We start from the raw sequence: 25,625 nt of genomic DNA, 5'->3' as shown, positions 1-25,625 counted from the left end.
AAAACAAGTGGGGACTTAATCCATGAACATGGATATATATTCAGCAACACCTCCTGTTGCTAAAAAACGCCGAAAATACAGCAAAGAATTCAAACTCAGTATTGTCAATGCCTGCAAAAATCCTAATACCTCGATCGCTTCGGTCGCACTGCAACATAGTATTAATGCCAACCTTGTCAGTCGTTGGATCAGGATCTTCAGCCATCATGAGGGTGCCGTGCAGGATCCTACTCATGTGAATCCAGCATTTATTGCTTTGCCTTACACTGCTGCAATCAGCCAACCTATTGATGAGAGGATCACGTTGTGTATCACCGTGCCTCATACGAATAATGATATTCAGCTAAAATGGCAGACATCAGAAATACCTGCCTTGGCAGAATTACTCAAGGCACTGGCAACATGATCCGTATCAATGAAATTTGGCTCTCTACCCAGCCCATGGATATGCGAGCAGGAATGGATACTGTCATGGCTCAGGTGGTGAGAGCCTTTGGCTACATCAAACCGCATTGCGCCTACCTGTTCTGTAATAAACGTGGTCATCGTATGAAAGTGTTGGTACATGATGGACTGGGCATCTGGCTGTGTGCCCGGCGTTTGGAACAGGGTAAATTTCACTGGGCTCAAGTTCACCAAGGTGAAACCGTGGCCCTCAGCCCAGAACAGTTACAGGCATTAATCCAAGGTTTGCCCTGGCAGAGAATTGGATTGCAGCAAGTGGTGAATATGCTCTAAACCAAGCTCGACCATTCTGCCATCCTCCAAACGTTCTATTTCATTCTCTTCATGACCTCAGGCATACTGCGGTCATGAATACGCTGCCTGACTTAAGCCAACTGACCCATGAACAACTGCTGGAATTCACCAGACAGTTGGCGATGCAGCATCAGTCTCTAGCACAATCAAACCAGCAATTAGATGCCAGAGTTCAACATCTTGAAGTCACCAATCAGCAATTAGATTCTAAAGTTCAACATCTTTCTATTCTCAATCAAAAATACGAGCATGAACTCGCACTATTTAAACAGCACAAATTCGGCAGTAAAAACGAACATCTCACTGCAAAACAAATCCATCTGTGGGATGAAGCGGTTGAAGAAGATATTGCCGCGGTTGATCTAGAACTGGAACGGCTAAATGCAGATAAAACCAATGCAGCGACACAGAAAGCCAAAACCAATAAACCTAAACGTCGACCACTGCCAGATCATCTACACACCATCCGTATTGAGCATGAACCTGCATCAACCCAATGTGCTTGTGGCTGCCAACTCCGTCGTATCGGCGAAGATGTCAGTGAAAAACTGCATTTCAGACCGGCAAAGTTCTATAAGGAACAGCATGTCCGTGGCAAATGGGTCTGTGATCAGTGCGACACTCTGACTCAGCAAGCGATGCCCGCCTATGTGATTGATAAAGGCATTGCTTCACCTGAATTGCTCAGCCATGTGCTGGTATCGAAGTATGCCGATCATTTGCCGCTGTACCGTCAGCGCCTGATCTATCAGCGGGCTGGCATTGATCTGTCCAGATCCACTTTATCTGACTGGATTGGTCGCTGCGGTGTGGAACTGGAACCTCTGGCTAATGCCTTAAAACAGGTGGTGTTGCAACAGCGGGTGATCCATGCCAATGAAACGCCGGTCACCATCATACGGATGGGTGAGAATGAGAAAAAACCGAAGAAAGGTTATGTCTGGGCCTATGCCACCACACAGTACAATCCAGTTCAAGCGGTGATCTATGACTTTCAGGATAGCCGTTCAGGTCAGCATGCTGAAGAGTTCCTGAATGGCTGGCAAGGCCATCTAGTCTGTGATGATTACAGTGGTTATAAAGCACGTTTTAAATCAGGTCAGGTCATTGAGGTGGGCTGCATGGCGCATGCGCGTCGTAAATTCCATGAACTGCATGTGACCAAAAAAAGTCAGGTCGCTGAACAGGCATTAGTGCTGATTCAGAAACTGTATGCGATAGAAGCAGAACTCAGGAAAAAGACCGATGGTACAGCAGAACAGCGCCGCGAATACCGACAACAGCATAGTCAACCAGTGATGCAACAACTGTATGAATGGCTCAACCAACATCAACTGACTGTGCCATCGAGTTCTCCAACCGCCAAGGCGATCAATTACACTCTGAAGCGTTGGCCAGCTTTAAGCCGCTATCTGGATGATGGCAATCTACCGATTTGCAATAATTGGGTAGAGAATCAAATGCGACCTTGGGCCTTAGGGCGCAAGAACTGGCTGTTTGCTGGCTCGCTGCGCAGCGGTCAACGAGCGGCAAATATTATGACGCTGATTCAGTCAGAAAAACTGAATGGGCTAGATCCGTATGCCTATCTCAGTGATGTGCTGAAAAGGCTGCCGACGCATAAAGCGACCCAAATAGAAGAATTACGCCACATCGCTGGAAATCCAACTCAAATTAAAAAATAGGCATGGGATTCAGCGGACGCTTACAAAGTTCTTAGCTATTTTTAAGTATAGAAAACCCGACCAGGGGAGATCGGGCTAAAAAATAAACTACCGCACTAATTTCTGCAATAAATATAACTTAAATCACAAAAAAATAAAAATATGAGCATTCCTTCACGGGTCGGGCTAGTTGTCCTTCGGATCAAACCAATTTCGTTACACTCATTGTTTTAAGCATAGCAAATTCAGGCAATTACACAATTTAATTTACAGTCTCCAATACTTAGTTGCGAACCACATTTAAGAAATATAAATGCCGCTCATATTGTTCCAAAATGTCTTGAAGTAAGTCTTCTTGTGTCCATTCCATCACATTGTAGTTTTTACCACCTTCCCGTAAAAACGCTTCAGCAATATAAGACTGCTGAGTATCTTCATTTTGATCTTGAAGCATAAAGCTTGGAGCGAGAGTTTTACTTACAGCTACTTGGTAAATAAAATTAATTTCATCATGATGATTGACTTTGAATAGTAAGCCTTGATCACTTTCGACAATAGATACATCCAGTTGGCGACGTTGAAATTCACGCTTTAAATTCTGAAATGCTTGACGTACATCCTGTTTAATATAGGCTTTGACTTCGGATTCACTGTGAGGCGAATGCATAATTAAACTTAAACGCTGTTGCCAGCTTCTTGGATTATGTATAGCGCGTGGTGTGATTCGAGCACTTTGTAAAGCTTGCATCTTAGTCACATCTAAACGTAAGGCTTTGATGAGTCCGATGCACAATAGCAGCATAATAAAAGTGAACGGTAGGGCACTCATAATAACTGCAGACTGCAAAGCTTCTAAGCCACCTGCAATCAATAAAATAATAGAGAGCACAGCAATAGTTGCTGTCCAAAACAGTCGTTGCCACGCAGGAGAATGTTCTGTTTTTGCTGTTAAATAATCGGTGATTAAAGACCCAGAATCTGCAGAAGTCACAAAGAATAGAAAAACTAAAACCGTTGCAAGTAAGCTAGAAGCTCCAGAAAATGGCAAGTGCTTTAAAAACTCAAATAAGGCAACAGAAGAGTCTTTTTCTACAGCAGCAACTAAACCTCCCTGATTTTCAAAAAGAATACTAAATAGCGCGGCATTACCCATAAAACCCATCCATACCAAAGTGAAACCTGTGGGAATGAGTAATACCCCTACAATAAATTCACGGATGGTGCGTCCACGGGAGACACGAGCGATAAACATACCAACGAATGGCGACCATGAAATCCACCAAGCCCAATACATGATGGTCCAACCACCAATCCAGCCTGTAGGCTGATAGGCATACAGATTAAAGGTCATTGCAAATAAATTGGAAACGTATTGACCAATGTTCTGAATGGTGGTTTGTAAAATATAAATACTCGAACTGGCGAAAAATACAAATGCGAGCAGTATTACGGCCAAAATGATATTTAGTTCAGAAAGTCGTTTAATGCCCTTATCAAGACCAAGAAAAACTGAAAATGATGCGAGTGCACTGACTAAGATAATTAAGATAACTTGGGTTTGAATACTATTTTCAAAATCAAATAGATAATTTAGCCCAGAGCTAATTTGAGTTACACCAAAACCTAAAGTGGTTGCGATACCGAATATTGTGCCTATAGTTGCAAAAGTATCAATTCCATCGCCAATAGGGCCATAAATTCGCTTGCCAATAATTGGATATAAGCCTGAACGCACCTTTAAAGGTAAGTTATGTCTAAAAGAGAAATAAGCAAGACTTAATCCCACTAAAGCGTAAATAGCCCAGGCATGCAATCCCCAGTGGAAAAAAGTAATACGCATCGACTGTTGGGCAGATTGGATGGTTTCGGGTGTTCCAGTCGGTGGGCTAACATAGTGCATAACGGGTTCGGCCACACCAAAGAACATTAAGCCAATACCCATTCCTGCGGTAAATAACATGGCAAACCAAGAACTATTTTTATATTCAGGTTCGCTATGATCTGGACCTAATTTAATACGCCCCATTTTAGACAAGGCGATACAGGTAAGCGCGATCAGAAAAATGGCGACAGCAAGTACATAAAACCAACTAAATGAGGCTGTGATCCATTGGTTTAACTGATTGGTGAGCAAGTTAAAAGCATCTGGTGTAAATATCACTAATGCTAAAAAAACAGAAATAATAATCACGGTGCTAAAAAATACATTTGGATTGACGTTATCAAACCAAGATGCTTTTTTGGAAGGCATAATTCCCCCGTATTTTGTCGTAGTTTGGTGCGTGTAGATAAAAGCAAAAATTTCACATTGAGTGAAAAGATAGGAAATCAATCCCTTGATGAGTGTGCTTGGTACAGAATTATCGGCAGAACAACTGATTTGTAATTATATCATTGGATTTACCTTTTAGTAAAACTCAGGGTGTAAAAATGCATTTCAGTATTTTATATACGGTAAATTTTTAGTTAGGAAAAGTGTGGCTAGTAAATCGATGGTTATTCATAGCTTATAAGGCTAATACCTTAGCATAATCTGAAAGATCAACTAGCCTCACAGAGGCTTTGTTGCATTAATATGTAAGCATCTGATTTAAATAAATTTAATTTTGGATCAAAAAATAATAAACACTTTTAAAATCATGTAGTCATGAAATATTTATGCAACAAAGCCCTTAAATTTGAACAACTTAGGAAAGCTCTATCTTTAAAATCTTTATGCAACAAAGCGATAGTAAACTAGAAAAAATCACAAAAAATTCATGATTGTACTGTTATTCTTTTAGTCAAATTAAAGTCAATAAAGCTTATTGACGCTTCATGATGATTAAAAACGAGAATAGTATGAATCAATTTTCTGAAGAAGACTTATCTAGAATTATAGAAATGGCTTGGGAAGATCGAACTCCTTTTGAAGCTATTTTATGTGAGTATGGTTTAAATGAAGCTGCGGTGATCCGCTTGATGCGGCAAAATATGAAAGCATCGAGTTTTAAAATGTGGCGTGAACGCGTCACCGGCCGAAAAACCAAACATCTGCAACTGCGTTCCCCCGACGTGATACGGGCCTATTGTTCACGGCAATACAAGCGTTTCTAAGCGTTTGATTTTGAAAGCTGTCTGGACTCACGTTTACATCGTTCAGAACAGTATCTGACTTCATCCCAGCAGCGTTGCCATTTCTTGCGCCAAGTAAAAGGGCGCAAACAGTGGATACAGATTTTTTCAGGGAGATACTGTTTTTTCATGGTTTATAACTCATTGATCTGGCTAAGAAGTTGCTGGGCATGACTGATAATTTTCTGCCGATCTTTAAGTTTATCTAGCTGTCGATAGATCATTCCCATACGTGGATGAGTACGGAATATCTCCTCATTCCTAATCATGAAATACCAGTACAGGCTGTTGAAAGGACAGCTGTCCGGTTCGGTACGGGTTTTGACATTGTAGCTACAGTGCTTGCAGTAATCCGACATCTTATGGATATAATTGCCTGAAGCGGCATAGGGTTTGCTGGCCATCAACCCGCCATCGGCATGCATTACCATGCCCAAGGTGTTCGGTAGTTCTACCCATGCATAGGCATCGGCATAGACTGCCAGATACCACTCGCTGATCTGCTGCGGGTCTACACCAGTTAATAAGGCAAAATTTCCAGTCACCATCAAACGCTGAATATGATGTGCATACGCATGCTGAAAAGTATTACGGAAACACTCAGCCATGCAGTTCATCTGAGTGCGGCCAGTCCAGTAAAATTGTGGCAACGGTGTTGAGTACTGTAGCGCATTGCGGCTGGCATACTCCGGCATGTACAGCCAGTAAATTCCGCGGACATATTCGCGCCAGCCGAGGATCTGCCTGATAAAACCTTCCACTGCATTCAGTGGTGCATGACCGTCATAGTAGGCAGCTTCTGCCGCATCACAGACTTCTTTGGGCAGTAACAGACCACAATTTAGATAAGGCGAGAGCAGGCTGTGAAACAGCATGTCTGCACCCTGAACCATGGCATCCTGATAATCTCCAAAATGCGGCAAACTGTGGGTAGTGAAATGCTCCAGTGCAAGCAGAGCATTGCTACGTGTGGTGGCCCAGCGGAAGTTGTCAAGGCTGCCAGCGTGAAGCGGAAACTCGCGCTCAACCAGTTCCAGTACATCCAGATCAATCTGATCGCGTTCAAAATGAAGTGTTGGAGGCAATGGTGGAGTGCCTGACCATGCCTTGCGATTGGCGCTGTCATAGTTCCACTGTTGTCCAAGTGGCTGCTGTCTCTGCATCAAATAACCGGTCTGTTTACGCATTTCCCGGTAAAAATATTCCATGCGCAACGTCTGGTAACGGCTGGCCCAGTGCCGGAACTGTTCCGGGCTACAGAAAAAACGATCGTCATCCAGACATTGTACTGGCAGTTGCAGCTGCTGGCTCCAGTGCTGTTCAATCTGCTGCTGCAGGCGGTATTCCCCGCATCGGGTCATTACCAATTCTGTGACGGGGAAGAGCAGTTGCTGTGCCTGTACGAAATCCAGCAGGCTACGAATCGGACTGCCGGACTGAAAGGCATGGTAACGTACACGCCAGCCTTTCGCTTTGAGCTCTTTGGCAAAATGCCGCATCACGCTAAAAATCAGGGCAATTTTCTGCGGATGATGGGCGACATAAGTCGCTTCCTCAACCACTTCGGCCATCAGGATCACATCCCGGGTACGGTCCAGCGCTTTAAGCGTAGCGAGCTGATGATGAAGCTGGTCACCTAAAATTAAACCGAAACGCATAGCCTTTCCAGACCCGATCAAAGATAGTCTAGTGTAAAGCCAGCCAGTTCAATTTTTTGTGAAATACAGATCAGTCCGCATGTTCAGTCAATTCCGCCCGACCAGATGATCTGCTAACATTGCACAGGAATTATGATTGCTACAATAACAGAGTGTTCATCTCTATAATGCTACAGCCAGTTGATGAAACTCGCTTCGCATTATTCCTGAATACATAATTGTTGTGAAAATTATGTGATTTTAATCAAAAAGATACAAATTATTATGGTTGTAATTCAGGCAGCGTGCGCTTAGTATCTAAAGAGAAGTTCCTCTACGTAAGTTTCCTTAGTTTTGTCCCATACACCCCCATGTATGGGATTTTTTTAATCAGTGGATGTCATGAGCATGCATTCAAAAGCGTATATTTTTAGACAGCAGCAATTAATGGTGGATGAGCATTTTCAGTTGCCGCAGGTCGCAAGACTGCAGCACGACTTGGATCTGTCGGAAAATGGCCAGGTCATTGCACGGGATCTAAAAGAAAATGAATTAGTACCTGAAGGCTATCAACTAGTCCCGATCCGGCAATTGGTGCAGGTCTGGAGCAGACCACAGTTTGAACAAGCCAGTCGTGCTGTGCAGTTGCTAGAGTGGCGCCGTAATCACCGCTTTTGCAGTAAATGTGGCCACCCGACCCAGCAGCACGTCAGTCACTATGCTATGGTCTGCCCATCCTGTGGTTATAACCAGTATCCGCGTGTGAATCCTTGTGTGATCACTATCATTACCCGAGGTACAGATGAAATTCTGCTGGCAAAAAATGCTCGTAACAAAACCCAGATGTACAGCCTGATTGCCGGATTTGTCGAAGTGGGCGAAACCCTGGAGGAGGCGGTACGCCGTGAGACTATGGAAGAAGTGGGACTACAAATCAAAAATATTCAATATCTAGCCAGTCAGCCGTGGCCGTTTCCCAGCAATTTGATGATGGCCTTCAGGGCAGAATATCATGCAGGCGAGATTCAGATTCAGGAAAATGAACTCAGCGATGCGCAGTTTTTTAAGTTTGATCAGTTACCCGAGATTCCGTTCAAGGGCAGTATCGCCTATGCCATGATTCAGCATGTGATGCATGGCACACCTGTTGCCGATGACAGCAAAGAATGGCTTTGAATTAACTAGTCTGGTTTGACTGCTTAAATTAAGAAAAGAATCAGGAGGTTTATTTTCGATCGGTGTAATTCCCGAGAACCTGAATTTTCTAATGTTGAAGACTTAATTATTTTTTAGCGGATAAACGAATGGCATCTCAACAAAAACTGAATCGCAGCATCTAATCTTCACGCTTTGTTCACATCCAGCTGGGTTATGCTAATCCTGAAATCAAACAAGGCTTAAAAATGAAGATGCTATTCAAGTCGGTTTTCGCAGTTACAGCGCTGGCCATCATCAGCTTAAGCTTTACTGCCCGAGCTGAAACGGTTGCCCCTCAGGCAGTCGATCAGGTGGATATCCGGCAGTATGCGGGTAAATGGTATGAAATTGCGCATTTACCGATGTATTTTCAGCGTAAATGTGTCTCGGATATCTCGGCACAATACACTGTCAATGCCGATCAGACCATGGCCGTCTTAAATAGCTGCCGGATTGAAAATGGTGAAATGATCAGCTCTGAAGGGGTAGCCTATCCGCAAAATCAGGGCAACAGCAAACTGAAGGTCAGCTTTTTGCCGCCAGGTTTAAGATGGATTCCGTTTACCAAAGGGCATTACTGGGTATTACGCGTGGATCCAGAATATAAAGTGGCGCTGGTCGGTGGACCGAGTACCAAATACCTGTGGATTTTATCGCGCGAACCGCAACTGGATGAAGCCACCTATGAGTCCTATCTGGATACAGCAAAATATTATGGTTATGACATCACAAAACTGATCAAATTGCCGCATTAATCTGTTACCCTTTTGCCGAACTCATTAGTCTCTCTACAGTTCGGCTTTTTTTATTTCACTTCACATAAAATTCATATCTGACTGATTAGACTCATCAAATAGAATAAAGACAACCGCTTAAAAGTAGGATGAGTCCATGTTGAAAAGCCTGATGCGATGGATAGACAGCTGGTCCATACACACATCGCCTGAAACGCTGACCGCTGAAAATAGTAAAATTCAGTGGTTCAGAATTTTACCCTTTATTCTACTGCATCTGGCCTGTCTGGCAGTATTCTGGGTGGGGGTATCGTGGTTTGCACTGGGTTTCATGCTCGCATTCTACCTAATCCGCATGTTTTCCATTACGGCCTTTTTTCATCGCTATCTGTCACATAAAACTTTTCAGACTTCGCGTCCGGTGCAATTCCTGTTTGTGTTAATTGGAACTATGAGTGCACAGCGTGGTCCGCTATGGTGGGCGGCCCATCACCGTTATCACCACCGCTATACCGATACACTAGAAGATCCACACTCCTCAACACATGGTTTTTGGTACAGCCATGTCGGCTGGTTTTTAAATGAATATAATTTTGCCACGCGTAAAGAAGTGATCAAGGACTGGCTGAAATATCCGGAACTGATCTGGCTGGACCGCTTCAGTTTAATTGTGGTGCTGCTGACCGCGGGAGGAATTTATGCACTCGGGGAGTGGGTGGCCATCACCTGGCCGCAACTTGGTACATCAGGCCTGCAATTGCTAGTGTGGGGCTTTGTCGTGTCTACCGTGTTACTGATCCATGCCACTTTGTGTATTAACTCACTGGCGCATCATTACGGCAGCCGTGACTTTGATACGGACGATCACAGCCGCAACAATTTATTTTTGTCCATCATTACCTTGGGCGAAGGCTGGCACAACAATCACCATTATTATGCCGGCAGTACCCGGCAGGGTTTTTACTGGTGGCAGATTGATGTGACCTATTACCTGCTGAAACTCATGTCTTTGTTCGGGCTGGTCTGGGGACTCAAGCCTATTCCGGCACGTGTCTATGACGTCAGTAAAATTGCCCGGGCTCGAAAACAGAAAAAAGCTGCCAAGACCGGCACTCCGACTATTCATTCAAAGGAATCACCATGAAAATTGCAATTATTGGTTCAGGTATTTCCGGTCTGTATGCTGCCTGGAAACTCAGCAAAGCGCATGAAGTCACAGTCTTTGAAAAGAATAACTACTTTGGTGGTCATACCGATACCCATCAGCTGAATATCGATGGTGAACAGGTTGCGGTGGACAGTGGCTTTATTGTCTTTAATGAGCATAACTATCCGCTGTTCTGCGCCATGCTAAAAGAACTTGGCATTCAATCGCAAAGCAGTGACATGGGCTTTTCGGTGAATAATCAGGTCACTGGCTTACAGTACAATCCTTCAAAAAAATTCTCGTTATTGTTCCGACCTCAAAACTTTTTTAATGCAGATTTTCGCGCGATGTTGTCGGATCTGTTCCGCTTCTATGCCGCCAATAAAGATCTGGATGTCGAGCATGTCGATGCACAGCTCAGTATAGATGAGTATCTGGATCGGCATGGCTATTCCGAAGCCTTCCGTCAGGAACATCTCTATCCGATGTGCGGGGCGCTGTGGTCCTGCCCGGTGGAACAGGCCGGACAGATTCCGTATAAGTTTGTGGTGAGCTTTTTCCAGCATCATCGCATGTTGCAGCTCAAAGACCGTCCTTTATGGCTGACGGTCAAGGGTGGATCAGCTCGCTACGTTCGTGCCATTCAGGCCCAGTGCAATATCACGCTTCGTAAAACTGCTGTGCATCAGGTGTCTCGCACTGCCAATGATGTGCTGATTGAAACCCAACAGGGCAGCGAGCGTTTTGACTGGGTGATTTTCGCCAGCCACGCCGATGACAGCCTAAAACTGCTGAAAGACCCAACCGCGCAGGAGCTGGACGTGCTAGGCAAGTTCCGCTATCAGGATAACCGCATGGTGGTACATTCCGATACCTCTATCATGCCCAAATCCCGTCGCCAGTGGGCCAGCTGGCATGTACACGTCACGCCGACTCAGGTCACTGAACAGACGCCATTCCAGCACAGTGGCACACATTATGGCTTTAGCTACTGGATGAACCAGTTGCAGAACCTGAACTGCAAAACCCAGGTCTTTGCCACCCTGAATCCTAATTTTGCCCTGAATCCAAAAAAAGTCTGGGTAGAACGACATTACCGTCATCCGGTGTTTGATGCCCCGGCGATTGAAGCACAGCAACGCTGGGCCGAGGTCAACGGCCAAAACCGCACCTCATATTGTGGCGCTTACTGGGGCTGGGGCTTTCATGAGGATGGGGCGCGTAGCGCATTATGGGTAGTCGATCAGCTATTGAAACAGGCCGAACAGGCCGCCTAGGAGCACATGATGCAGATGTATCCACTGGCCATTGCCCCTGCCGAAATTAGGCATCGCCGTTACCTGCCCAAAGCCCATACTTTTGAGACCCAGCTAACTTATCTATGGTTTGATCCGGATCAACTCTCAAGCTTTACCCAAAAATCCTGGCTATGGTCTTCCAGGCACTGGAATTTCCTGACCCTGGATGAGCGGGATTTTCTGACCATGGAATATGGTTCGATTCGGCAGAAGGTCGCACGCCTGCTGATTAAGCAGGAAAACTATCTGTTACCGCATGCCGCGTCTATCCGGGTGTTGGCTTTGCCACGAACACTCGGCTTTCGCTTTAATTCTGTAGTGTTTTATCTAGTCTTTGATGCCACCGACCAACTGGTATTTGTACTGAGTGAAATTACCAATACACCGTGGAATGAAAGACAGGTCTACATTCACGACTGCCGAAACAATGCAGACCAACATGCGCCGTACCAAAGTCACCAGTTTGATTTTAAAAAGGACTTTCATGTGTCGCCGTTCATGCCGATGGAGCTAGATTATCGTTGGCGTTTTAGCTTTTCAGAACAACAAAATGTGATTCATATGCAGCTGTTTGAGCAGGCCGTGCTGCAATTCGATGCCACCCTGAAATTTTCCCTGCAGGTCATCACAGTTCCTTCACAGCAGCATCGCTATGCTGTACTGAAAGTTCTTGAACCCTTCAGGATGGTCAGCGGAATTTATCTGCATGCCTTTCGTTTATGGAAAAAGAAAATTCCGTTTTACCGCCATCCTAAAAAAGAAAAAGGAAAGACATGACTATGAAAACACTGTTAATGGGAGAGCACACCGAACTGCCGGTGGTATTACGGCATTTGCTGAAATTGCGGCATGGTCAGCTGATTTTTAAAGGCATCTGGAGCGGAACAGTTGGCGAAAACAGTGATCTGCAGGCCGTGATTCAGGTGCACGATACCCGTCTAATGGAACTGTTGTTCCGTAATGGTGTACTGGGGGCAGCAGAAGGATTTATTCGTGGTTACTGGAGCAGTGAAGATCTGGTCAATGTAATTCGTATTCTAGCGCGTAATCGTGATGTGCTTGATCGGATGAATCAAAATGTGGTGGCAAAAGCTAGCCAGCTGGTACTCAAGGCTTGGTATAAATCCCGCAAGAATTCGATTGATGGCAGTCGTCAGAATATTGCTGAGCATTATGACTTGAGCAATGATTTTTTTAAATTGTTCTTAGATTCCAGCATGATGTATTCCAGTGCGGTGTTTAAAGACCCTTGTATGAGCTTGGAACAAGCTTCAGATTATAAAAAAGAACTGATCTGCCAAAAACTTCAATTGCAACCGATGGACCATTTGGTTGAAATTGGCAGCGGCTGGGGAGGCTTTGCCATTTATGCGGCTCAGCATTATGGCTGTAAGGTGACCACCATTACCATTTCCCAGGCACAATATGATGAGGCTGTAGCCCGAGTTGCTGAAGCAGGGCTGTCTCATCGGGTGTCTGTACAGCTTCAGGACTACCGTTTACTAGAAGGCAAATACGACAAGCTTGTGTCGATTGAAATGATTGAAGCAGTGGGTGAGCAATATTTACCAACTTATTTCCAAAAATGCCGCGAGCTCCTTAAGCCGAATGGTCTAGCCTTGATACAGGCGATTACCATTGAAGATGCACGCTATGTTAAAGCTTTAAATACGGTGGATTATATTAAGTGTTATATTTTCCCCGGTAGTTTTATTCCATGTATCAGTGTGATGACGCAAACGGCTTCTGAGCAAAAACTTCGTCTCAAACATCTGGAAGATATTGGTCAAAGCTATGCACAAACCTTGAAGTGTTGGCGCCAGCGTTTTCTGGAGCAACGTGATCAGGTGTTGCAACTTGGTTTTGATGAGCGTTTTATCCGTATGTGGGATTTTTATCTGTGTTATTGCGAAGGTGGCTTCCGCGAAGGCGTGATCAGTGATGTACATCTGCTGTTCGAAGCCAGTGCCTACTAAGCCAAGATAAAACAGGAGGGACGAAATGCTGCTGAATTTACTGATGCTGAATGTCTTTATCATGCTCTGTAGCTGGCTGCTGGTGACCTATAACCGCAGAGCAGGGCTGGTCGATGTCGCTTGGAGTTTCAGTATTGCCCTCAATGTGATTATTGCCGCTTGGGCAATTGACAGTGCACCGATGTTGGTTCGCTTATTTCTGGGACTGGCGAGTGGGATCTGGTTTTCACGGCTGACTTGGCATCTGTTACGGCGCTATGCCAGTGAAACCCAAGAAGACACGCGTTATGCCAACATGCGCCGAGCGATGGGGGATTATCAGCATCTTGGTTTTCTGGTGTTTTTTATATTTCAGGCAGGTTTGGCTCTACTGTTTTCTTACCCAATGCTGAAGCTGTTGAGTCTTCCGACCCAGCAGTGGAATGACTGGACTTTGGTCACTGTGATTGTGGCGGGCATGATCATGCTATCCGCTTTGATAGGCGAAAGCACTGCCGACCAGCAACTTTACCGTTTTAAGCTAGATCCACAGAATCAAGGTAAAACCATGGATCAGGGTTTGTGGAAATATTCGCGCCATCCGAATTATTTTTTTGAATGGCTGCATTGGTTTGCCTATCCAGTGCTCGGTTTGGCAGCAGGATGCTATGAATTATGGATATATCCACTGCTGATGTGGCTATTCTTGTACTACTTTACAGGTATTCCATTTAGTGAAAAACAGGCGCTCGCCCACCGTGGCGACAACTATAAAGACTATCAACGACGAACTTCAATGTTTATTCCGTGGCCACCCAAAGAGTAGGTAAATACATGGACTTTATGATTCAAAAAACCTTAGAACTGATCGAAAATGGCAAGGTGCCAGACCCAGTGATTCGTGCAGGCATTCGTACTTTAAGCAAAAAACGTTTGGCACAAGAAGGTCGGTTTAACCCCGCATTGGCAGCGCAGCGCTATATGGATGTGCTGACCATGCTGAAAAACAGCGAAATTGCTATTGAGACAGACAAAGCCAATGAGCAGCATTATGAACTGCCGACCGCATTTTTTCAGGCAGTACTCGGTAAGCGTTTGAAATATAGCGCTAGTCTATTTAAACATGCCGATATGACGCTAGACCAAGCCGAAGAAGCTGCCCTTGCATGCTATTGCCAGCGAGCACAACTGAAAGACGGGCAGGATATTTTGGAAATTGGATGCGGTTGGGGGGCTTTAAGTCTATATATGGCCGAGCATTATCCAACGGCCCGTATTACAGTCGTGTCAAATTCTTCAACGCAGCGCGAGTATATTCAGGAACAAGCCCGTTTAAAAAAACTGCAGAACCTGACGGTGATCACCTGCGACGTCAATGTGCTGCAACTGGAACCCGCGTCCTTTGACCGCGTGGTTTCGGTGGAAATGTTTGAACATGTGCGCAACTACCAGAAACTGTTTGAAAATATCAGCAGCTGGCTGAAAGCAGATGGTCTGCTTTGGTGCCATATTTTCTGTCACCGTTTCCTGCATTATCCGTTTGAAGTTAAAAATGAATTCGACTGGATGTCGAGATATTTCTTTAGTGGCGGACTGATGCCGGCAGCGTCGACCTTTCTACATTTCCAGCAGCATTTGCAATTAGAGCAGCACTGGCAATGGGCGGGTACGCAGTATGAACGTACCGCAAATGCTTGGCTAGAAAATATGGATGCTAAACAGGCCGAGCTAAAGCCCTTGTTTGAAAAAACTTATGGCGCGGATGCCGCAATCTGGTGGCAACGCTGGCGGATTTTCTTTATGGCCTGTGCCGAGCTGTTCGGTTATGAGCATGGACGCGAGTGGGTGATCGGTCACTTTCTGTTTAAAAAGAAAACCGTATAATTGAATGGCGAATCGGATGGGGTAGCGGGGAATGCACCAATGTTAAAGCTGTTCAGGGACAAACACGATCATCCTCTGGGTGAGGTGTTTAACCGCTATTACTGGCTGCAAATCGGATTCATTGCGTTGTCTGTGGTGATTGGGATTGGCTTCAGTGCTTGGGTAATTAAAGGTTCCCTGCTCAGAACTGCGCTAGAACAGGAAATGTCACACTACTGGCAGCGATTAGAACGTAATCCTGCTGCAGAATTGCCCGATACCAAAAACCTGTATGGTTACCGCTGGAACACCGTGCCACCCTCCCAATTTAAGAATATGTCACTTGAGCAAGGGGTGAATCGGCATTTTGTCGATGGCAAGGAGCGCATGACCGTGTATGGTGAAAAAGACGGACAGCATGTGCTGCTGGTGTTTGGCGAAAGCAACGTCAACAAGCTGGTGTGGCTGTTTGGTCTGGCACCGCTGATGGTCAGCCTGTTTGTGCTATATAGTGTGCTGTGGTGGTGGAACCGTCGGGCCCGGCGCTATTTTTCCCCGATTACCCGTCTGGCCAATGCGCTGGAATATATCGACTGGGAACATCAGAAAAATCAGGCTTCCCCGTTTCAGGACATCCGCACCGACTCTAATCTGGAAGCTGAATACCTCAAGCAGGCACTGGAAAAATATCATCAGGTATTAAGCGAATTTATTCAGCGTGAGCGTGAATTTACCGGAGATGTCAGCCATGAGCTACGCACGCCACTGACCATTTTAAAAGGCAATGTGCAGCTGTGTCAGGCACGCTATGGCGACAACAAGTCCTTTACCCGCCTGCATAACACCATTGAAGACATGCAGCTGCTGGTCGATACCTTGCTGGCCATTGCCCGCAATACCACCAACACTTTAACTGCTGAACCGACCATGCTTTCAGAATGTCTGGACAATCTGGTGCAGGATCTGGAGAGTGTCAGTCATAACAAAGGCATGCAGATAGACCTGCAAAAAGACCTCGATGAACAGCCGCGTAAACTTTATCCATCCATGACCAAAATGGTGTTTGGCAATATTCTGCGCAATGCGCTGAACTATTCACAGGGCACAGAAATTGATGTGATTATGGAAAAAAATAAAGTACTGATTGCTGACAATGGAGTCGGCATGCCTTTACCTAACAATTCTAAAGTTCAGGAACTGTCTGGTCAGCAGTTACAATTAGAAATCAAAGGGCATGGTATTGGATTGCAATTGGTGCAAAAGCTATGCAAACAGCTAGGTTGGCGTGTGGAGCTGTTTGACAGGCAATATTATCTTGACACTCATCAGAATGTTGACTTAGCAATCACCACTGGACTGATTGTCGTTGTGTACCTAAATTAGGCTTCATCTTCGAAAGCAATCTTTAAACCAATCCCAGATATGGTGTGAATCAGCTTTTGTTCAAAGGGTTTATCGACCATTTTGCGTAAATTATAGATATGACTGCGCAGAGCATCACTTTCTGGCTCTTCGTCACCCCAAAGCTGCATCATAATTTCCTGTTTGGTCAGTACTTTAGGAGAATGACGCATCAATAGTTTCAAAAGTTTAAACTGAATTGGAGGCAATTCAATGTTCTGCCCAGCTCGAGTTAGCTGCTGTGTTGCGGGGTCCAAAATTAGGTCATGAATTTGCAGACGACTGTTGGATACTTCACCCAGGGAGCGTTTGATCAGGGCCTTCACCCGAACCACCAGCTCGTTAAAATCGAAAGGCTTGACCAGATAATCATCCGTGCCGGAATTGAAGCCTTTGAGTTTATCATCCAAGGTATCCCGAGCGGTAAGCATCAAGACAGGTAAGTCTAACCCCTCTTCATTGCGTAACCACTCGCACAGTTCATAACCAGAACCATCAGGCAAATTAATGTCTAGTAGTAAGATATGGTAGCGTTGCTGTTTCAGTAATTGTCTAGCAGCACTCAGATTGCGAGCATGATCGACCACAAAGCCATGTTCTTCCAGAAACTCACATAGGGTAGAGGCCAGTTCATAATGGTCTTCAACCATCAGGATAAAATGTTTCGACATAGCGGCAGATACTAATTTAATAATTGCTGTTTTAATTTAGCACTAAATGGCTGAGGACCCAGCCATATATTAAAATATTGTTGTGCCAGAGGATGTTTAAGCTGCCCTAAACTTTGCTGGTTCAAAGATAAGCTCAGGGTCTGTGTAGCATGGTTGTATTTTAAACGGTACAGGTCGCCTGATCTGACCGGACGATACAAATCGGTGATTGGGTTGAATAGAGCATGTATTTTTGCGTCTTTAACATTACGTTTCAGTAAATGTGTGGCCGCACGTTTGAATGCCCATTCTGGAATATTCTGCGTATAAGTAAAATCCATCTGCATGTTTTGGCCTTGCCAAGGCTGATTACAGTTTTGGGCAAAGTAACTGGCCACACCGACCTGTTTTTGTCCAACCATGAGCGGGCATTGGCCACAAGCATTTAAGCTTTGGGCCTGCACCCATGGACTGAAGCCAAATGCTATTAGTAACGCCGTACTGATTCCTACTTTTTGAAAGGCAGTACCCATGAATAGGTTCCTCCTACATAAGGTAAAGAACGATACAAACCATTGGCCGGATCCCAGAAGTCTTGTTGGAAAATAATCTGATGATTTGGGTTGACCTTTATTTCACTGATTCCAAATGAATCCATTGTTCGTGTCTTCCCGAACATTTTAAAATCATAAACCATATGCCAATGCACATAGGCTGAGTCTTGATGATATGAAGTATTTAATAGACTGACAGTTACATTACTCACTCGCTGGTTCATACCTTGAAAATGTTCAAGCAGTTTTTTACGCGATGAAAATTGCGACAGGGTATCGTTAATAAAAAGCTGATCTGCATACAGTGCTCCAGCATTTTCAACGAATTTAGGTGTGCCCAAGGTATTAAAGGCTGAGGTAAAGCGGAGACCGATATCCTGAGCTTTAGCCTGATCCAGCGCTATCCCCTGAATACCGTTTCTGGATTGGGCGTAATCGGCTGAATAACTGGGAATACTTTTACATCCAGCTAACAACAGAAGCGGCAAGGATAAGGCTGTAGCAATTAGTGTTTTTACAAGTCTCATCATCAGTGTCCGTATGAAGTGTATGTTTATACCTTAGGCAGCACAGCGTGAACAGAATGTGAAATAGACGTTATAGATGAGCAATTGAATAGAATTTTTCAAATCAAAGATTAAATGTTTAACTTTTTTCTTCGGCCATTAACCAATCAATGATATTCATAACATCACGATTTTCGTTATTTTTTCTGACCATTGCATAAAAATTATAGTCACAATAGATAAAACCAAAAGGGGCAATGATCTTTCCATTTAACATTTCTTTTTCTACTAGAATTTGAGGTGCTATGGCAATTCCTAACCCAGACACTGCAGCTTCTATCATTAAATTCAGACTATCAAAATAACGGTCATTGGATTTTGGGGAAAAGCTTATTTGAAACTGATCAAACCATGTATGCCATGCACTTTTATTTGAGTGGGTATGAAGTAATGGATAGTTTAAAAGATCATTTACGGAATGAAGAAGATTTATTTCACGATTACAAATAGGACCCATGTTATCGGGAAATAACAGATATTTATTCAAAAAGTTGGGAAGTAGATGATGCTCACTGACGCTATTGATAAATATGTCAACTTTCTCTTTTTCTAACAATTTTAAGTCATTACATGTCATTAATTTGATATGGATATTGGGATAAATGACTTCGAGCTTTTCTAATCGAGGAATCAGCCAATTTGCCATAAAACTATGAGAAGCGCCTATTACAACTTCTACTTCTGAAGTTTTATTTGTTAACTCAAAGACGCATTGTTCTAAACGATTAAAAAGCTGCGTACAAACTAGCGATAATTCTTCGGCATCCGCCGTCAGAGAGATGGTCGAGGAATGTCGAATAAACAATTTTTTATCCAACCATTCTTCTAACTGCTTTATTTGATGGCTAATCGCGCTATGGGTTACACATAATTCTTCGGCAGCTAAGCTGAAACTTTTATTTCTGGCGACAGCTTCGAAAGCTTTTAAAGCATTAAGCGGAGGTAATGTTCTGCGTTTCATGTTGTAAAATTTTCTAACACCATAAGCTCAAAATATATCAATTATCAGAAAAATGAAAATATTTTAAGATCAAACAAGTTTTGATAGTAAAAGAGATATGAGATGACAACCCCTTATATAGGTAATGGTCCTGATGCCTTGGGATTTTTTGGTAAATTTGGCGGATGTTACATGCCAGAAAGCTTAATGCCTGCACTTCAAGAATTAGAGCAAGCCTTTAATACTGTTCGTCACAAACCTGAATTTTGGGCTGAATATCAGCAGATTTTAACGGACTTTGTTGGTCGTCCGAGTCCTCTTTTTTATGCAAAAAAACTAACAGCTTATGCAGGCGGCGCTCGAATCTATCTCAAGCGGGAAGATTTGAACCATACGGGTGCGCATAAGATCAATAATTGTGTAGGGCAAATCTTATTAGCCAAATTTATGGGGAAAACCAGAATCATTGCAGAAACGGGTGCTGGACAACATGGTGTTGCAACAGCAACGGTTTGCGCGCTGTTTAAGATGAAATGTACCATTTTTATGGGAGAAACAGATATTCAGCGCCAACAAATGAATGTTGAACGTATGAAATTACTCGGTGCTGAAGTCAGAAGTGTTCAAAAAGGGCGTGGGACTTTAAAAGATGCGATGAACGAAGCATTACGTGACTGGATTCGTCATGTGGATACCACCTATTACCTATTGGGTACGGGTGCAGGCCCTCATCCATATCCCACCATGGTGAGAGAATTTCAGAAAATTATTGGTTTAGAAGCCAAAAATCAAATACTCCTGAAAGAAAATAAACTGCCTGATGCTCTAGTTGCTTGCGTTGGTGGGGGATCAAATGCACTAGGGTTGATGCATCCTTTTCTAGAAGACCTAAATGTCAAAATGTTTTGCGTTGAGGCAGGTGGAAAAGGAATAAATAGCGATGAACATGCCGCCTCTATTTGCAAAGGTCAGGTCGGTGTGCTGCATGGCAATTTAACTTATTTATTACAAGATTCAGATGGGCAGATTTTAGAGGGGCACTCTATATCAGCTGGCTTAGATTATCCTGGTGTTGGTCCTGAGCATGGTCTTCTGTTTGAAACAGGACGTGTGATATATACGGCGATCACCGATCAAGAAGCGGTAAATGCCTTTCAGCTTTTAAGTCAACAGGAGGGTATTATTCCTGCTCTTGAGAGTTCTCATGCGATTGCATATGCGATTCAACTTGCTCAAGAAATGCAGCCAGAACAGATCGTTATTGTCAATTTAAGTGGCAGAGGAGACAAAGACTTAAACACGGTCAAAAAATATCTTGCAGGAGCTACAGCATGAACCGTCTAGTTCAAAAATTAGAGCAATTGAAACTGGAAAATCGAAGCGGTCTGGTCTGTTATTTTACTGCTGGAGATCCTAATTTTACAGAAAGTTGTCGTCTGTTAAGCCAATTGGGTCAAGCAGGGGCTGACATTATTGAAGTTGGTATTCCATTTTCTGATCCTGTGGCAGATGGAGAGATCATTCAGGCAGCGCATCTTCGGGCTTTAGGTGCAGGTCAAACGGTAAAACAGACCATTGAATTGGTAAAAGTAATCAGGCTGCATGATGACCAGACACCAATAGTTTTCATGACTTATTTAAATCCGATTATGCAATATGGTTTTGAGACACTTATCGCCGAAACAGAAAATCTTATAGATGGAATATTGATTTTAGATGCTCCATATGGATATCGAGAAAACTTTGAAGTGCAGTTAAATGAAAAAAATATGCGTTTAATTGCAATGACCGCGCCGACGACCCCAGTTGAAAGGTTAGAGCAAATTTCAGCGCGCGCGACAGGGTTTTTATATCATGTTGCAGAAAATGGCTTAACAGGAGGAGACTTCAATTTATCTAATCTTGAGAAAAAGATAACTGAAATTAAGCCAATTTTTAATATTCCAGTTGCAATTGGTTTTGGGATCAAAAATGAAAGCCATGTTAAAGCACTAGCCAATAAAGTAGATCTTATTATCATTGGCTCAGCGCTCGTCGATACTTTTTTTAATAAGGGAATGAATGCGACTTTAGAAAAAGTGACGGTTTTTGCACAGATACTGAGACAAAATAAAGAATAGTCAGTCACCTTTCATAAATCTTCTTTAAAACCATAATTGAATATAAAACAATATTTATCTTGGCCTTCTCCCGTGAGGGAGATGGAACTTTATACGTCGATTTTTTCTAAAATGATCGCTTTTTAAAAATCACTATTATCATATAGATGTGACATGCGTTTTTGCTTTGTTTCTAGATAAGCTTTGTTAAAGATATTTAAACCAACTTTTAAAGGAATACGTTCAACAACATTAATTCCTAAATCAGTTAAAGATTTAATTTTAAGGGGATTATTTGTAATGAGTTTTACATTCTTTATTTTTAAATAATCTAACATAATGGTACACATATCATATTTACGAGCATCTGCTGGTAAATTTAATAATAAATTGGCGTCAAGAGTATCATGTCCTTGGTCTTGAAGGGCGTAAGCTCGAATTTTATTGGTTAGTCCTATGCCGCGACCTTCTTGGCGTAAGTATAAGATCACACCTTGACCTGCATCATTAATCATTTTCATGGTTGAATGTAATTGGGGGCCACAATCACATTTGAGTGATCCAAAAGCGTCACCTGTTAAGCACTCTGAATGAATTCTAACGAGTACAGGTTGATTAGAAATAGTACCCATGCCTTTAGCAAGAGCGATATGTTCTTCACCAGTACTTTGGTCTTGAAACGCTATAATTTCAAAATCACCAAATGCAGTCGGTAGTTTTGATTTTGAAACAAACTCTATAGCCATTGAAGAATACACCTATATAAATTTATATTTGGTACAATTTACTTAATCTAACTTGAAAGCATTGGCTAATTTTTTTCAGTCAAAAATTTCAGCATTTTACTTCCAAGTAAAGAGTATGTATTTAATAGTGAATTTTTTGTGAAATATTAAGTTGACAAAATAACTAACCAAGCTAAAAAAATTTTTTAGTTAGCTGAGGCTTTGTTGCTTAAATATGTAAGTATCTGATTTAAATAAATTTAATTTTGGATAAAAAATAATCAAAACTTTTAAAATCATATGGTTATGAAAACTTTGCGCAACAAAGCCGAACAGATGCCAAAATAATTGATCTGGTACAGCATATTACACAAACAGGCTATACGCAGGCCATCAACTTTCTAACAGGTAAAAAACGTCGCAAATAAAGACGTATTCACATGAAAGATGATTTTATCGTTTTAACCGAGTATGCTGAATCGAGTAATTTTTAAATTAATAAAAGCTTTGATTTCAATGCTGAAGCATTCCGTTAAATAAAATGATAAGGAGCCCTACATGAGTGGTTCTCATAACCATGATCACAGTCATGTTGAAGTGACTGCAAAAAATGCCAAGAAATTAACCATTGCACTTGCTCTGACGTTTACCTTCTTAATTGTGGAAGTGGTTGCAGGATTTATCACACAAAGTTTGGCCTTACTGTCCGATGCAGCGCATATGTTTACCGATGCCGCTGCTTTAGCCATTGCTTTAGCAGCTATCAAAATTGGGCAAAAGCCTGCCGATGATAAACGTACTTTTGGCTATCAACGGTTTGAAATCTTGGCAGCTTTGTTTAATGCCATGATGTTGTTTGTGGTGGCGATTTACATTTTATATGAAGCCTATCAGCGTTTTAGTCAACCACCTGAAATTCAAAGCTTGGGTATGCTGATTGTTGCGGCTTTGGGTTTAATCATCAATCTGATTTCAATGAAAATTTTGGTGTCGAGCAGCCAAGACAGCTTAAATGTGAAAGGGGCTTATCTTGAGGTGCTCAGTGATGCATTAGGTTCTGTGGGTGTGATCATTGGCGCACTGGTGATTTATTTCACAGGTTGGATGTGGGTAGATACCGTTATTGCTGTGTTGATTGGCTTTTGGGTCTTACCTCGAACTTGGGTGCTACTGAAACAAAGTATCAATATTTTGCTCGAAGGTGTGCCAAGTGAAATTGATATTGAATCTTTACGTAATGACTTGCTGGCTTTAGAGGGTGTACAAGGCATTCATCAGCTTAAAGTTTGGGCTATTACTTCTAAAAATGTGCATTTAACCACGCATTTGATTGCACCAGATGTAGATCAAAGAGCTTTATACCACCAAGCTGTAGAGTTATTGGGGCACGAGCATGGGATTACGCAAGTGACTTTACAGATTGAAGAAGATGAATGCCATCCACACCAACACGAACATAGTCTTTAAAAAGACTTGACCTTAGACTTAGTCTAGGCTTTACAATAGCGTCACTTTATTTCAGTACGACATTATGCGTTCTACCACGTGGACTAGCGTCTTAGTTGCTTTATTCATGTTCCAAAGTCTATGGAACGTGGCGGCAGCTTTTTGCGTCCATGAAGAACAAAAAGCTCAAGTCGTGACTCAACAAAGTTTTCATTTTGGCCACCATCAAACCACCTTGTGTGTGTCTGATGATAAGGCACACCAACAAATCAGTATTAATGACCATACTCAAACGGCAAATGATCAGTTTCAATTGGGTGAAGACCATCAAGATCATTTACCCACAATGGCACATTTGATTATTCCGAAAGAAAAAAACTATCAACTGCCACTCGCGTTTGAACTTCGTGAGTGTCCGCAGTTTTTTTGGCACAATGCCTATCAAGCCCCTGATTTATTGGGGCAACATCCTCCTCCTGAACTTTCCCCGCTAATGGTGGGGTAGCCTAAAACATTTCCCACCACTTCTTCTAAAAATTAGTGGGAAAAAGCATGTCGAATCAATTTAAGGCGTTTATACGCCAAGCTCTTGCTGTGGGCATAACAACAGCCGCGATGCAATGGAGTTTTGCCGAACCGATCAAGACTTTGGATGAAGCTTTAGCAAAAGTAGAGCGCTATCAAAACCAAAGTGAAATTGGGCAACACCGTCAAAGCATTTCAGAGCTGAACATCAAAAACAGTGGCCTATGGCAAAATCCTAACTTAAATATCAATCAAGATGGTTTTGGTTCAAATACCGATCAAGAGCTTAGTATTGCCATCAGTCAGCCCTTAGATATGTTTGGACAGCGTAAGCTCAATCAAAAACTCGCAGAAACAGCGCACCAACAAGTGCAGTTACAGCAACAACTGTGGACAGCACAAAGCCAATTGGTGGTGAAATTTGCATGGTCTCAATTGGCTTTGGCACAAGTTGAAAAATCGCTGTACGCAGCACAACTCAAAGTGAGTCAAAACAATTTAGACAGTGCCAAAAAACGTTATCAGGCGGGCAGTATTTCTTTGGTTGACTATGAACGTGCGCAAATCGAAAGTTTGGATATGCAGCGCTTATACCAACAAGCGGTATTGGCAGAACAAGTAGCACAGCGTCAACTCTCAAACCTATGGGGCGAAACCAAAGCCGATATTCAACTCAATGCGACCACCATGCCATGGCCAGATCAAAGTGATGCCACAGTACAGCGCTATATTGCTGAAGGTTGGTTGGAAAAGCTGTATGCACTGAACATTCAACAATCCAATTTAAATATTGAAAGTTTAAAAGTGCAGGCGCGTCCTAATCCGACCTTAAATGTCGGCATGAAACGAAGCCAAGCACCGAATGAAAGTAGCGATACCACATTAGGTGTCGGTGTGGATATTCCGCTGAATATTTTTAACCGCCAGCAATACAGCATTCCGATGGCCCAGCGCCAGCAAAGCTTGTTAAATCAGCAGCAACAGCGCGAGTTAAAACAGCAGATTTTAGATATCGCCAATGCCATGCATGAGCTTAAAGGACTAAAACTGCAGTTCAGTGCGATCAGTCAACAAACCACTTTGGCAGAACAAGTGCAAGTCCGCACACTGCAAGGTTTTAAAGCGGGAAAGTTGTCCATTACCGACATTCAACAAGCCAACTCACAACTGCAAAGCATACGCCTTGGGCAGTTGCAGTTATTACGTCAAGCTTGGCAGACCGCATTGAGCGCAGAAGCACTCAGCCTCGGTACCAGCTATGAACAGATCAGTAGTTCAGATGCTTTTAGCCAAATCAGTAAAAATTCGATCGCACAAATACAAGACCTCATCCTTGGCGGAGCACAATAAT

General features: G+C 43.1%; 25 protein-coding genes and 1 pseudogene. 18 read left to right on the top strand and 8 right to left on the bottom strand.

Annotation, left to right across the window (positions count from 1 at the left end; genetic code table 11):
* Positions 1–22 precede the first annotated feature (22 nt).
* The 3 genes and pseudogenes from F947_RS13720 to tnpC all read left to right on the top strand — a co-directional run bounded on the left by F947_RS13720 (position 23) and on the right by tnpC (position 2,437).
* A complete protein-coding gene (locus F947_RS13720) occupies positions 23–406 on the top strand; it encodes a transposase (protein WP_001055585.1) in 384 nt (127 codons plus the stop codon).
* The gene (gene tnpB / locus F947_RS13715) at positions 349–738 is read left to right on the top strand and encodes an IS66 family insertion sequence element accessory protein TnpB (RefSeq protein WP_079376920.1); all 390 of its coding nucleotides are present in this window, start codon (positions 349–351) and stop codon (positions 736–738) included. Before F947_RS13720 ends, tnpB begins: the two co-directional genes overlap by 58 nt.
* A 74-nt stretch (positions 739–812) precedes the next feature.
* Positions 813–2,437, top strand: a pseudogene (gene tnpC / locus F947_RS13710) (IS66 family transposase).
* 269 nt (positions 2,438–2,706) lie between these two features.
* Here the strand turns inward: tnpC and F947_RS13705 are convergent.
* Positions 2,707–4,674, bottom strand: coding sequence for a BCCT family transporter (locus tag F947_RS13705; protein WP_004977001.1), 1,968 nt, complete (start codon positions 4,672–4,674; stop codon positions 2,707–2,709).
* A gap of 590 nt (positions 4,675–5,264) precedes the next feature.
* Between F947_RS13705 and F947_RS13700 the strand changes: the two genes are divergently transcribed.
* Positions 5,265–5,519, top strand: a complete 255-nt coding sequence (locus F947_RS13700; protein WP_004976999.1) for a TIGR03643 family protein — start codon at positions 5,265–5,267, stop codon at positions 5,517–5,519.
* Here the strand turns inward: F947_RS13700 and F947_RS14420 are convergent.
* The gene (locus F947_RS14420; RefSeq protein WP_081402491.1) at positions 5,516–5,668 is read right to left on the bottom strand and encodes a DUF2256 domain-containing protein; all 153 of its coding nucleotides are present in this window, start codon (positions 5,666–5,668) and stop codon (positions 5,516–5,518) included. The two genes, F947_RS13700 and F947_RS14420, sit on opposite strands and share 4 nt — an antisense overlap.
* Positions 5,669–5,671: 3 nt before the next feature.
* Complete coding sequence (locus tag F947_RS13695; protein ID WP_004976997.1) at positions 5,672–7,195, bottom strand: cryptochrome/photolyase family protein; 1,524 nt, start codon at positions 7,193–7,195, stop codon at positions 5,672–5,674.
* A 381-nt stretch (positions 7,196–7,576) separates the two neighbouring features.
* Between F947_RS13695 and nudC the strand changes: the two genes are divergently transcribed.
* The 9 genes from nudC to F947_RS13650 all read left to right on the top strand — a co-directional run bounded on the left by nudC (position 7,577) and on the right by F947_RS13650 (position 16,751).
* The gene (nudC, locus tag F947_RS13690) at positions 7,577–8,350 is read left to right on the top strand and encodes an NAD(+) diphosphatase (RefSeq protein WP_035311262.1); all 774 of its coding nucleotides are present in this window, start codon (positions 7,577–7,579) and stop codon (positions 8,348–8,350) included.
* Between the two features lie 227 nt (positions 8,351–8,577).
* On the top strand, positions 8,578–9,126 hold the full coding sequence (locus tag F947_RS13685) for a lipocalin family protein (RefSeq protein WP_004976993.1): 549 nt from the start codon (positions 8,578–8,580) through the stop codon (positions 9,124–9,126).
* Between the two features lie 136 nt (positions 9,127–9,262).
* The gene (locus F947_RS13680) at positions 9,263–10,249 is read left to right on the top strand and encodes an acyl-CoA desaturase (protein WP_004976992.1); all 987 of its coding nucleotides are present in this window, start codon (positions 9,263–9,265) and stop codon (positions 10,247–10,249) included.
* A complete protein-coding gene (locus tag F947_RS13675; RefSeq protein WP_004976988.1) occupies positions 10,246–11,529 on the top strand; it encodes an NAD(P)/FAD-dependent oxidoreductase in 1,284 nt (427 codons plus the stop codon). Before F947_RS13680 ends, F947_RS13675 begins: the two co-directional genes overlap by 4 nt.
* Positions 11,530–11,538: 9 nt before the next feature.
* On the top strand, positions 11,539–12,327 hold the full coding sequence (locus tag F947_RS13670) for a DUF1365 domain-containing protein (protein WP_004976986.1): 789 nt from the start codon (positions 11,539–11,541) through the stop codon (positions 12,325–12,327).
* A complete protein-coding gene (locus tag F947_RS13665) occupies positions 12,324–13,526 on the top strand; it encodes an SAM-dependent methyltransferase (protein ID WP_004976984.1) in 1,203 nt (400 codons plus the stop codon). Before F947_RS13670 ends, F947_RS13665 begins: the two co-directional genes overlap by 4 nt.
* Before the next feature lie 25 nt (positions 13,527–13,551).
* Entirely contained in the window at positions 13,552–14,331 is a 780-nt protein-coding gene (locus F947_RS13660; RefSeq protein ID WP_004976980.1) for a DUF1295 domain-containing protein, read from the top strand.
* A gap of 8 nt (positions 14,332–14,339) precedes the next feature.
* Positions 14,340–15,389, top strand: a complete 1,050-nt coding sequence (locus tag F947_RS13655) for an SAM-dependent methyltransferase (RefSeq protein ID WP_004976975.1) — start codon at positions 14,340–14,342, stop codon at positions 15,387–15,389.
* 39 nt (positions 15,390–15,428) lie between these two features.
* Entirely contained in the window at positions 15,429–16,751 is a 1,323-nt protein-coding gene (locus tag F947_RS13650; RefSeq protein WP_004976970.1) for a sensor histidine kinase, read from the top strand.
* Here F947_RS13650 and F947_RS13645 read toward each other — a convergent pair.
* From F947_RS13645 to F947_RS13630, 4 genes are all read right to left on the bottom strand, one after another.
* Positions 16,748–17,440 (bottom strand): response regulator transcription factor, encoded by a 693-nt coding sequence (locus tag F947_RS13645; protein WP_004976968.1) that lies wholly within the window; start codon positions 17,438–17,440, stop codon positions 16,748–16,750. The two genes, F947_RS13650 and F947_RS13645, sit on opposite strands and share 4 nt — an antisense overlap.
* An 11-nt stretch (positions 17,441–17,451) precedes the next feature.
* Positions 17,452–17,952, bottom strand: a complete 501-nt coding sequence (locus F947_RS13640; protein WP_004976967.1) for a chalcone isomerase family protein — start codon at positions 17,950–17,952, stop codon at positions 17,452–17,454.
* Positions 17,928–18,500: a nuclear transport factor 2 family protein gene (locus tag F947_RS13635; RefSeq protein ID WP_026438473.1), complete on the bottom strand. Its 573-nt coding sequence runs from the start codon at positions 18,498–18,500 to the stop codon at positions 17,928–17,930. Before F947_RS13635 ends, F947_RS13640 begins: the two co-directional genes overlap by 25 nt.
* 118 nt (positions 18,501–18,618) lie before the next feature.
* Positions 18,619–19,500: a LysR family transcriptional regulator gene (locus F947_RS13630; RefSeq protein WP_004976964.1), complete on the bottom strand. Its 882-nt coding sequence runs from the start codon at positions 19,498–19,500 to the stop codon at positions 18,619–18,621.
* 102 nt (positions 19,501–19,602) lie between these two features.
* Between F947_RS13630 and trpB the strand changes: the two genes are divergently transcribed.
* Both trpB and trpA read left to right on the top strand, forming a co-directional pair.
* Complete coding sequence (gene trpB / locus F947_RS13625) at positions 19,603–20,814, top strand: tryptophan synthase subunit beta (RefSeq protein WP_004976963.1); 1,212 nt, start codon at positions 19,603–19,605, stop codon at positions 20,812–20,814.
* A complete protein-coding gene (gene trpA, locus F947_RS13620) occupies positions 20,811–21,599 on the top strand; it encodes a tryptophan synthase subunit alpha (RefSeq protein WP_004976961.1) in 789 nt (262 codons plus the stop codon). Before trpB ends, trpA begins: the two co-directional genes overlap by 4 nt.
* A gap of 122 nt (positions 21,600–21,721) precedes the next feature.
* Here trpA and ribA read toward each other — a convergent pair whose 3' ends face one another.
* Positions 21,722–22,324: a GTP cyclohydrolase II gene (gene ribA, locus F947_RS13615; RefSeq protein ID WP_004976959.1), complete on the bottom strand. Its 603-nt coding sequence runs from the start codon at positions 22,322–22,324 to the stop codon at positions 21,722–21,724.
* 537 nt (positions 22,325–22,861) lie between these two features.
* On the opposite strand from ribA, the gene F947_RS13610 reads away from it, so the two are divergent.
* The 3 genes from F947_RS13610 (at position 22,862) to F947_RS13600 (ending at position 25,624) form a co-directional block, all read left to right on the top strand.
* Positions 22,862–23,770: a cation diffusion facilitator family transporter gene (locus tag F947_RS13610; protein ID WP_004976957.1), complete on the top strand. Its 909-nt coding sequence runs from the start codon at positions 22,862–22,864 to the stop codon at positions 23,768–23,770.
* A gap of 64 nt (positions 23,771–23,834) precedes the next feature.
* Entirely contained in the window at positions 23,835–24,254 is a 420-nt protein-coding gene (locus F947_RS13605; RefSeq protein ID WP_004976954.1) for a cation efflux protein, CzcI-like, read from the top strand.
* A gap of 47 nt (positions 24,255–24,301) precedes the next feature.
* Positions 24,302–25,624, top strand: coding sequence for a TolC family protein (locus tag F947_RS13600; RefSeq protein WP_004976952.1), 1,323 nt, complete (start codon positions 24,302–24,304; stop codon positions 25,622–25,624).
* The last annotated feature ends 1 nt before the right edge of the window (position 25,625 follow it).

This window comes from Acinetobacter towneri DSM 14962 = CIP 107472 (genome assembly GCF_000368785.1).
Classification (GTDB): Bacteria; Pseudomonadota; Gammaproteobacteria; order Pseudomonadales; family Moraxellaceae; genus Acinetobacter; species Acinetobacter towneri.
The sequence above is the reverse complement of the archived record's forward strand: the minus strand, read 5'-3'. Positions and strand labels throughout refer to the sequence as shown.